The sequence below is a fragment of the Pseudonocardia nantongensis genome (assembly GCF_046546495.1).
GTDB classification, from domain to species: Bacteria; Actinomycetota; Actinomycetes; order Mycobacteriales; family Pseudonocardiaceae; genus Pseudonocardia; species Pseudonocardia nantongensis.
Genome location: NZ_JBKGXT010000013.1, coordinates 167,589 through 174,615, shown reverse-complemented (window position 1 = coordinate 174,615; position 7,027 = coordinate 167,589). Strand labels below are relative to the sequence as shown.

General features: G+C 74.4%; 6 protein-coding genes. 3 read left to right on the top strand and 3 right to left on the bottom strand.

The annotated features are described in order from the left end of the window. Window positions 1–146: 146 nt before the first annotated feature. Entirely contained in the window at window positions 147–542 is a 396-nt protein-coding gene (locus ACLFMI_RS16070; RefSeq protein ID WP_410948666.1) for a DUF5313 family protein, read from the bottom strand. 47 nt (window positions 543–589) lie between these two features. Here ACLFMI_RS16070 and ACLFMI_RS16065 point away from each other — a divergent pair, with 47 nt between their 5' ends. Then, window positions 590–1,042 (top strand): MarR family winged helix-turn-helix transcriptional regulator, encoded by a 453-nt coding sequence (locus tag ACLFMI_RS16065; protein ID WP_410948665.1) that lies wholly within the window; start codon window positions 590–592, stop codon window positions 1,040–1,042. 16 nt (window positions 1,043–1,058) lie between these two features. On the opposite strand, the gene ygiD is transcribed toward ACLFMI_RS16065, so the two are convergent. Then, window positions 1,059–1,925 (bottom strand): 4,5-DOPA-extradiol-dioxygenase, encoded by an 867-nt coding sequence (gene ygiD, locus ACLFMI_RS16060; protein ID WP_410948664.1) that lies wholly within the window; start codon window positions 1,923–1,925, stop codon window positions 1,059–1,061. Window positions 1,926–2,070: 145 nt separating this feature from the next. On the opposite strand from ygiD, the gene ACLFMI_RS16055 reads away from it, so the two are divergent. Together ACLFMI_RS16055 and ACLFMI_RS16050 are read left to right on the top strand one after the other, a co-directional pair. Then, window positions 2,071–2,904 carry an excalibur calcium-binding domain-containing protein gene (locus tag ACLFMI_RS16055; protein WP_410948663.1) on the top strand — a complete coding sequence of 278 codons (834 nt, stop codon included), beginning with the start codon at window positions 2,071–2,073 and terminating at the stop codon, window positions 2,902–2,904. A gap of 48 nt (window positions 2,905–2,952) precedes the next feature. Further along, window positions 2,953–3,468, top strand: a complete 516-nt coding sequence (locus tag ACLFMI_RS16050) for an isochorismatase family protein (RefSeq protein ID WP_410948673.1) — start codon at window positions 2,953–2,955, stop codon at window positions 3,466–3,468. Window positions 3,469–3,478: 10 nt separating this feature from the next. Here the strand turns inward: ACLFMI_RS16050 and ACLFMI_RS16045 are convergent, their stop codons facing one another. Next, the gene (locus ACLFMI_RS16045) at window positions 3,479–6,973 is read right to left on the bottom strand and encodes an indolepyruvate ferredoxin oxidoreductase family protein (protein WP_410948662.1); all 3,495 of its coding nucleotides are present in this window, start codon (window positions 6,971–6,973) and stop codon (window positions 3,479–3,481) included. Window positions 6,974–7,027: the final 54 nt, after the last annotated feature.

The window sequence follows — 7,027 nt, the reverse complement described above, 5'->3', positions numbered from 1 at the left end:
CCCTGTTCTGCCCACACGGGGCAGGCTGACCGGATCCGACCGGCCCGCCCACCCCGCTGGGCTTGATCAGTGTCCGCGATGTGGTGAGACATCAACTGTCTCGGATGTCCTGAGCACAGACACGCGGCTCTGACCGCGATAACCACTCACGGGCCGCGCCAGCGGCGTTCGTAGCGCTCCCTGGCCGCCGCCCGCTCGTCCACGTGTGCCTCGGCGCGAACGGCGGCGGCGTGCCCGACCGGGTACCCCGCCTTGGCGATCCGGTGCTCGGCCGACTCGTACATGTAGGACACCGAGTAGAAGTAGCCGAGGATCGCCCCGGCCAGCACGGACAGCCCGCGGACGTAGACCGGGCCGGGGATGAGCAGGAACAGCGCGACGCCGATCGGCAACAACTGCACCGTCGTCCGGACCAGGTGGCGCAGCTGCCAGGTGGGCGCGGTGACGTCGTGGCGCACCCAGGTCCGGTGCCGGGCCGGGAGCGCGGCGCCGTAGGCATACAGCAGCCAGCGCAGCAGGTTCGGCCGGATCGGCGTCTCCACAGTTGGCTCCCCAAGTGTTGGTGTACCAAGAGTGTACGATCGTGCACGTGGAGGACGCATCCCGGGGTGAGCAGGATCTACTGCGGCTGGACCGTCAGGTGTGCTTCGGGCTCGCCGTCGCGGCCCGGAACGTGATCGCGCTGTACCGGCCGCTGCTGGAACCGATGGGGCTCACCCATCCCCAGTACCTGGTGCTGCTGGCGTTGTGGGAGCGCTCCCCGCGCTCGGTGGGCGAGCTGGCCGAGGCGCTGGCGCTCGACCCGGGGACGCTGTCGCCGCTGCTCAAGCGGCTGGAGTCGGCCGGCCTGGTGGACCGGCGGCGGGTGCCCGGCAACGAGCGCAGCCTCGCGGTCACGCTCACCGCCGAGGGCCGGGCGCTGCGCGCCCGCGCCGAGCAGATCCCGCCGGCGATCGTCGAACGCCTCGGGATGGGGCTGGACGAGTTGGAGGACCTCCGCGCGGTGCTGGACCGGGTGATCGCGGCATCGAAGGGCGGCTGAGGCCGCCCCGGGCCCGTCAGATGCCCGACGACTCGGGCGGCGGTCCCTGCGGCACCGCGGCAGGCGCACCGGCAGCGGCGTCGTGGCCCGGCGGGCACTGCAGTCCCACGGTGTAGGCCGTCATCGACAACGAGCCGTACGCGTACCCGTCGACGAGCACCTCCGGGCGCTCGCCACGATCGGCCGAGGCGAGCCCCGCCAGGTAGAGGGCCGGGATGAAGTGGTCCGCGGTCGGGACGGCGAGCCGGTAGTCCCGGTGCGCGTCGAGCGTCGCGAACTCGGCCGGGCGCTCGAGCATCAGCTCCTTCGCGGACTCGTCGAACCGCTGCGCCCAGTCGAAGCCGAGGTCGGGCTGGGAGAAGTCGACCCCGCGCAGGTTGTGCACGACGTTGCCGCTGGCCACGACCAGCACCCCGGTCTCGCGCAGCCGGGCGAGCCGAGCGCCGAGGTCCAGGTGGTAGTCCAGCGGCTTCTCGGCGTTGATCGAGAGCTGGACGACCGGGATCGAGGCGTCCGGGAACGCGTGCACCAGCACCGACCAGGTGCCGTGGTCGATGCCCCAGCTGTCGGCGTCCGCCCCGATCCAGGTGGGCTTGGCGATCTCGGAGACCTCGTCGTACAGCTCGGGCAGGCCGGGTGCCGGGTACTGGACCTCGAACAGCTCCCGCGGGAACCCGAAGAAGTCGTGGATGGTGCGGGGTCGCGGCATCGCCGTCACCGCGGTCGCGTTGACGTACCAGTGCGCGGAGATCACCAGGATCGCCCGCGGCCGGGGGACCGCCTCGCCGAACGCCTTCCACGCGCTGGTGTACCGGTTGGTCGCGAGCGCGTTCATCGGGTTGCCGTGCCCGAGGAACGCCGCCGGCATCAGCTGCTCCGCCACGCGTCGAGGGTACGGCACCCCGGTGATCATCAGTTCTGGTGATCGCCGTGCCCGCACCGCTAACGGGCCCCTCCCGCCCCCGATGAACTCAGACGAGTCCTGCAACCCGCCGGACGTCGCAATCCAGGCTCCATCGGAGGAACCCGTGTCCAAGGCCGGTCTGTTCGGCACCGCCCTGTTCGCCGCCGCCCTGACCTGTGGCTGCGCCGGCCCCGCGGGGGGCCCGGAGGCGGACGCGGCGGTGAATGCCGCGGCGGTGTCGGCCGCGCCGGCCGTGGTGGCACCCGCCGGGGCGGCGGGGACGTCCGCCGGCAGCACCGGTGCACCGGCGGAGCGGGGGAACGCCCGGTACGGGATCGGTCCGGAGGTCGTCACGGTGACCTCAGTGACCGACGGCGACACCTTCCGGGTCGGCGACCGCCGGATCCGGGTGATCGGCATCGACTCCTGCGAGGCCGCGACGGTGGGTGGACAGCAGGCCACCGCGGCCGCCCGCCGGGTGCTGTCCGGCGCGACCGTCACGCTGACCCGCGAGCCCGGCGTCGACCTCGACCGCTACGGCCGCGAGGTCCGCTACGTCGGGACGTCGGCCGGTGACCTCGGCCGGCTGATGGTCCCGGGCGACCACACCGGCGTCTACCGGGGCGGGAACAACGCCGCGGCGTCCTACCTGGCCGGGCTGACCGCGCTCGACGCCGGCGCCCGCGGCTGCGGCGCCTCCACGACGTCCGAGCCGACCCCGGCGACCCGGCAGAAGGCGCCGCAGGCGGCCCCGCGGACCGAGGAACCCCGGACCACGGCACCCCGGACCACGGCACCGCGCCAGGCCGTGCAGGCGCCGCCGGCGTCGTCGGGTGGGGCGTACTACAAGAACTGCTCCGCGGCCCGCGCCGCCGGCGCGGCTCCGCTGTACCGCGGCCAGCCGGGGTACGCGGCCAAGCTCGACCGCGACGACGACGGCGTCGCCTGCGAGGGCTGATCGCGGCCCCGGGGGCAGGGCGGCGGGGTTACCGTCACCGGCGTGCTGATGACCGCCGCCCACGCCGCCCTGCTCCTGGTCGATCTGCAGCAGCGCCTGATGCCCGCCATCGCCGACGGGGAGAAGGTGATCGCCCGGTCCGTCCGGCTGGCCGAGGCGGCGACCCTGCTCGGGGTGCCGGTGCTGGCCACCGAGCAGGTTCCGGAGAAGCTCGGGCCGACCGTCGAGCGGCTCGCCGGCTACCCGCACCTGGTCTCGCCGAAGAGCCGCTTCGCCGCCGACGGGAGCGGGCTGGTGCCGCCCGGCCGCTCGGAGATCGTGGTGGCCGGGGCGGAGGCGCACGTGTGCGTGCTGCAGACCGTCCTGACCCTCGCCGCCGACGGGCACCGGGTGCTGGTCGTCGCCGACGCCGTCGGTTCCCGTGACCCGCAGGACCGGGCCGCCGCGCTGGAGCGGGCCCGCGCGGCCGGCGCCGCGATCGTGACCTCGGAGATGGTGCTGTTCGAGTGGCTGGGCGACGCCACCCACCCGCGGTTCCGCGAGGTGCAGAAGCTACTGAAGTAGGCCCGGCCGGTCAGCCGCGCAGGGCCTCGAGGCGGGTGGCCGCCTCGTCCCGGAACCGCTCGACGCCGGCGAGCTTCACGTCCTCGTAGCCGGTCACCAGCGCCGCGGTCCCGGCGACCGCGACGACGTCGTCCGCGGTCCCGGCGTCGAGGTGATCCAGCGCGGTCCGCACCAGGGCCTGGTACTCCCCCACCAGGTCCCGCTCCAGCCTGCGCACTCCGGCGTAGCCGAACACGTCCAGCGCCGTGCCGCGCAGCCGCCGCGCGGCCCGCAGCGCGCGGAACGCCGGACCGGCGACCCGGCCGTCGAGCTTGATCTTGCGGTGCATCCCGAGCGCGCGCAGCACGGGCGGGTGCAACAGCACCGACACCCGGGCGTCGGCGCCGTACTCGGCCTCCCGCTTCGCGACCTCGACCGGGTCCAGGTGCAGCCGGGCCACCTCGTACTCGTCCTTGTAGGCCATCAGCGCGTGCAGGCCCCGGGCGTAGGCGGCCCCGATCCGGGCCCCGGCGTCCTGCCCGGCGCGGACGGTGGCGATCGCCGCGACCCGGCGGACCTCCTCGGCGTAGCGCCGCGCGTAGCCCGCGTCCTGGTAGCCGGTGAGATCGGCGATCCGGGTCGCGAGCAGGTCCTCCAGCTCGGTGTCGCCGACGGCGACCGACCGGGCCAGCGACGCCGCCGCAGCGTCCACCGCGACCGGCGCCGGCTCCGGCGCGACGACGGCGCGCAGCACGGCGTCGTGGTCGATCGCCGCGGCGCGCCCCCAGCGGAACGCGGTCAGGGTCCGCTCCACCGCGGCCCCGTTCAGCCGGATCGCCTGCTCGAGCGCCTCGGCCGACACCGGCAGCACCCCGTGCTGGTAGGCGGCGCCGAGCAGCAGCACGTTGGCCGGGAGATGGTCGTCGAACAGCGCCTCGGCGATCCGCTGGGCGTCGACGTGCAGCGGGTCCCGGGTAGCGGCACCGATCCGCACCTGCGCGTCCTCGGTGGAGCCGGGCAGCACGACCCGGCCGGTGACCATCGCCGCGGTCGGGACCAGCGAGGTGTTGAGCACCGCGACGGTGTGCCCGGGGCGGGCCACGGCCAGGTTCGCCGGGCTCGCCGCGCCGACCAGGTCCATCCCGATCAGGACGTCCGCGGTGCCGGTCGAGGCGCGCAGGATGCCCGTGGCCGGCTGCTTGGAGATCCGGACGTCGGAGACGACCGGGCCGCCCTTCTGCGCGAGCCCGACCTGCTCCAGTCCCGCGGCGAACAGGCCGTCGAGGTGCGCGGCCATCTGCAGGATCGCCGACGCGGTGACCACTCCGGTGCCGCCGATGCCGGGCATCCGGATCAGGGTCGTGTCGCCGCCGGTGCGCGGCTCCGGCTCGGTCAGCGACACCGGGAGCGCCGGGATGTCGCGGCGCTCCCGGGTACCGGGCTCGACCATCAGGAACGACGGGCAGTCGCCCTTCAGGCACGAGAGGTCGGAGTTGCAGGACGGCTGGTGGATGGCGGTCTTGCGGCCGAACTCGGTCTCCACCGGCAGCACCGACAGGCAGGTCGACTTGTCGCCGCAGTCGCCGCAGCCCTCGCACACCCGCTCGTTGATCACGACCTTCTCGGCGGGGGTCGGGAGCTTCCCGCGCTTGCGCAGGCGGCGCTCCTCCGCGGCGCACCGGTCGTCGTGGATCAGCACCGTCACGCCGTCCACACCGGACAGCTCGGATTCGACGGCGGGCAGGTCGTCGCGGTGCCGGACGGACGCGATCGGGTCAAGGACGACGCCGCGGTAGTCGCGCACCGAGTCGGTGGTGACCACGATCCGCCGCACGCCCTCCAGCGCCAGCGAGCGGGTGATCTCCGGGACGCCCATCCGGCCCTCGGCGCGCTGCCCGCCGGTCATGGCGACGGCGTCGTTGTAGAGCAGCTTGTAGGTCATCGTGACCCCGGCCGCGACGGCGGCCCGGATCGCCAGCGAGCCGGAGTGGTGGAAGGTGCCGTCACCCAGGTTCTGGACCAGGGTGCGGTCGTCGGTGAAATGGGCGAGGCCGAACCACTGCGCGCCCTCGCCGCCCATCTGGGTCAGGCCGATCTGGCGGCCGCGCCGGTCGCCGTCGAGGGCGATCATCGCGTGGCAGCCGATCCCGACGCCGACCAGCGTGTCGTCGCCGGTCCGGGTGGAGGTGTTGTGCGGGCAGCCGGAGCAGAAGTACGGCGTCCGGCTGCCGAGCTCGTCGGCCTTCGTGATGCCCAGCGGGATCCGGGACGGCCGCGGCGGGGCCAGCACCTCCAGGTGCGCCACCGCGGGCTCGGGCAGCTCCGCGCCGCCGGCGGTGAGCCGGGCGGTGATCGCGCGGGCGACGTCCTCACCGGTCAGCTGGCCGCGGGCGGTGAGCAGGGGGCGGCCCCGGTCGTCGCGCCGGCCGGTGATCAGCGGCTGGTGCGCGCGACCGTAGAGCGCGTCCCGCAGGTGCCCCTCCAGGAACGGCACCTTGTCCTCGACGACGAGCACCTCGGCCAGGCCCTCGGTGAGCCCGGCGAGGGCGTCGCGGTCGATCGGGAACGGCATCGCGAGCCGGATCAGCCGCACGCCGAGGGCGTCCAGCTCGCCCTCACCGAGCCCGAGGTCGTCCAGCGCGCGCAGCACGGTCGCGTAACCGGTGCCGGACGCCAGGATCCCGAGCCGGGGGTGCCGGGAGTCGAAGGTGACCCGGTTGAGCCCGGTCTCGCGCGCGTACTGGCGGGCCAGGTCGAGCCGGCGGGTGAGCTGGTCGTGCTCGGCGTCGACCGCGGCCGGGCCGACCAGGGCGCCCGCCTGCGCACGGTCGGTCGTCGGTGGGTGCGGGATGCCGAGCAGCTCCGGGTCCAGCGCACCGAGGTCCACGGTGGACGACGCGTCGGCGACGTCGGCGATGATCTTCAGGCCGGTCCACAGCCCGGTGGCACGGGACAGCGCGACGGCGTGCAGTCCGAACTCGACGACCTCGGACACCGAGCCGGGTGCGAGCAGCGGCAGGCAGAGACTCTGCGCGATCGGCTCGCACGAGCTGGGCACGGTGGAGGACTTGCAGGACGGGTCGTCGCCGATCACCGCGACCGCGCCGCCGAGCCGCGCGGTGCCGGCCAGGTTGCCGTGCCGGATGGCGTCCGCGGCCCGATCCAGGCCGGGGTTCTTGCCGTACCAGTACCCGACGACGCCGTCGTGCCGGCGCCCGGGAACGGCGTCGAGCAGCTGGGTCCCGGCGACGGCGGTGGCGGCCAGCTCCTCGTTCAGGCCGGGCCGGAACACGACGCGGGCGTCGTCGAGACTGGTCCGTGCCCGGCCGAGCTCGGAGTCGAGACCGCCGAGCGGCGAGCCCTGGTAGCCGGACACGAACGACGCGGTGTCCAGGCCGCGGGCGGCGTCCAGGCGAGCCTGTTGCAGGGTGAGGCGCACCAGTGCCTGGATGCCGGTCATCGGCGCGCGGCCGCGGACGGCGAGGTACTTGTCGTCGAGGGAGACGGCAGTGGTCGAACCGGTCATCGCGGGCTCCTCGCGGGACGACGGCGTCGGGCGGTCGACACCAGGAGACCGTGA

Coding starts and splice junctions, on each gene's coding strand:
- ACLFMI_RS16050 (WP_410948673.1), top strand. CDS start 2,953: ATGACCGCCGCCCACGCCGCCCTGCTCCTGGTCGATCTGCAGCAGCGC.
- ACLFMI_RS16045 (WP_410948662.1), bottom strand. CDS start 6,973: ATGACCGGTTCGACCACTGCCGTCTCCCTCGACGACAAGTACCTCGCC.